General features: G+C 71.6%; 2 protein-coding genes. Both read left to right on the top strand.

Annotated elements, in window-relative coordinates:
- The first annotated feature begins 500 nt into the window (after positions 1–500).
- Positions 501–1,901, top strand: a complete 1,401-nt coding sequence (locus tag ABC977_RS18040; protein ID WP_369668659.1) for a Pvc16 family protein — start codon at positions 501–503, stop codon at positions 1,899–1,901.
- A gap of 32 nt (positions 1,902–1,933) precedes the next feature.
- Positions 1,934–2,271 (top strand): hypothetical protein (locus tag ABC977_RS18035; RefSeq protein ID WP_369668658.1); only part of this gene is annotated, 338 nt, incomplete at its 3' end.

Raw genomic sequence — 2,271 nt, 5'->3', positions numbered from 1 at the left:
CGGCGGGCCGGCAGCCGAGCCACGAGCCCGAGCCACCCACACCCACAGCCCGCGAGAACGCGAAGGCGGAGGCCCCGGACAAGGCCCTCTCCGCGAGGCCTGCATCGCCGCCGCCCGTCGGCCCGCCGCCAGCTGCCAGGCTTGCCGCGGCGCACATCCGCGAAGAGGCTCCGGCTGAGGCGCCACCGCTCGCTGCGGTCCCTGGGCCGGGCGAGCCCACCGTCGAGTCACGTAACGTGGATAAGGCCGCGATCGCTTGGGTCGAGCCGGCCTCGCCGCCTTCCCCGCCGCCACTCCGTCCTGCACTGGAGTCGCCAGTCGCTACCCCGCCGGCGCCGCGAATCATCGAGCGGCCGGCGACGCCGGGCGCGCCACGGGCGGAACGCCCTGAGGCAAAGGCTCGCCCGCGGCGGCTCACCGCTAACGAGGCATCGATCATCGGGCCCTTGGCGAAGCGCCGCCGCGCACCGATGCTGTTCGGCTTGCGGAGGCGCTGAGCGATGCCGACGGCGAACCTCTACCTCGTGACCCAGACCCTTAGCCGCCTGCTGGATCTAGGGGTGAGGAACCTCCTGTTCCGCCAGGGACTCGCGACGACGCTCAATGTCAGCACCATGCCGCCCGAGCGGGTCGGCAGCGTGCAGAACGGGCTGAACCTGCATCTCTACCACGTCATGGAGGACGCCCACTACCGCAACGCGCCGCCTCCCGGACGCGGCCATCCGCCGGTCGCTCGCGAGCCCCTGACGCTGCTCCTCTACTACATCATGACGGCGCACCACGAGATCAACGATGTGTTCGACGCCGAGATCCAGCAGCGCAACTTCGGTCTGGCACTCAAGACCTTCCACGACTACCCGCGGATCGATGATGGCCTGACCATTGCCCCTGACGCCAACCCGCCGCAGACGGTGATGGCTCCGGGTCTGCGCGGCGGTGATAACCAGATCGAGATCGCGCTGCGCCCGCTCACGCCGGAGGAGTCCCTGAGCTTCTGGTCGGCCGAGCAGTCGGCCACCACCCGGCTCTCAGCCTACTATGAGGTGCGGACGGTATTCCTCGAGCCCGAGCCGCCGCCGGGGGTGGCGGGGACGGTGCTCGACCTCGGCGTATTCGTGTCGGTCGGCCGGGCCCCGCTCCTGGAGCGCGTCGCCGCGCTGAGCCACTTCTCGCCGCCGGCCTCGACCGGCCTCGCCCCGCAGACAATCGAGACGAGCCCGGCCCGCGCTAGCCTGGCGCCTGGGCTGGTCCCCCCTGTCAACCGGGTGGTGGTCGAGGGCACGCGACTCGCGGGCGACGGTACGCCCGGCAGCGCGGCGATCGTCCTCCGCAACCCCGCCTGGCGGGAGGCGTCTCCGCCCATCCGGTCCGTGCCGATCAACCCGGCTCTGAACGCGGCCTGGGCGGCGACCCTCACCGAGCGCGTCGCGAGCTTCGAGATGCAGCCGAGCCTCATCCGCGACACGGAGACCGGGCCGGTGACACTCGATGTGGTGCCGGGTGTCTACGCCGTCTCGATCCTCACGACGCGGCGGATGGAGACGCCGTCCGGCCGGGTGCGCGCTAGCCAGGTCGAGAGCAATCAGCTCGCCTTCACGCTCGGGGCACGGATCGACGGGGTGGCTCCGGCCGACGGCTTCGGCCGGATGGGCCTGCAGCTCGTCGACCTGTTCGATCTCACCGCCGCCACGCTCGAGGTGCAGCTCGCGATCGACGGGATCATCTATGACGAGATCCCAGCCTTCGCGGACGATCCGGTCGAGGACCGCGGGCGATACGTGCGCGAGGCGGGCCTGCTTCGCCTCCATCCGCTGTTCGATCCGACACGGCCGGGTGCGCACCCGGTGAGCCTCACGATCAACGGTGCGCCCTCGCAGCCTTTTTGGATCGAGACACCATGACGGCCGTGCATTCCCAGAGCGCGCCCCACGACGTGTCCCACAACAGGCCCCGGACGCTGGCGAGCCCTGCGGAGCTGCTGGTCCTGCGCGCCGCCGATCTCCTCGCGGGCATCGACGCCCCCGAGGCCCTTGTCGCGCGCCGCCCCGACGAGGCGCTGGAGCGGCGGCTGCATGGTGCCGAGGGAAGGGCTTGGCATCGGCTGGTCGACCTCTTCTCTCTGACACCGGCCGAGGCCGACCTTCTGGCGCTGGCGGTCGCTGTGGCCGCCGAGCCAGCCCTCGGCCCGGCGGTTGGCCGTGCGCAAGGCCAGCCGCACCGGCTCCTGCCCACGGAGCCCCTGATCAAGCGGCTGCACGGCCACGCCGCGCG

The organism is Thioalkalicoccus limnaeus, from assembly GCF_041197575.1.
GTDB classification, from domain to species: domain Bacteria; phylum Pseudomonadota; class Gammaproteobacteria; order Chromatiales; family Chromatiaceae; genus Thioalkalicoccus; species Thioalkalicoccus limnaeus.
Note: the sequence above shows the minus strand (reverse complement) of the source record. Positions and strands in the feature narration are given on the sequence as shown.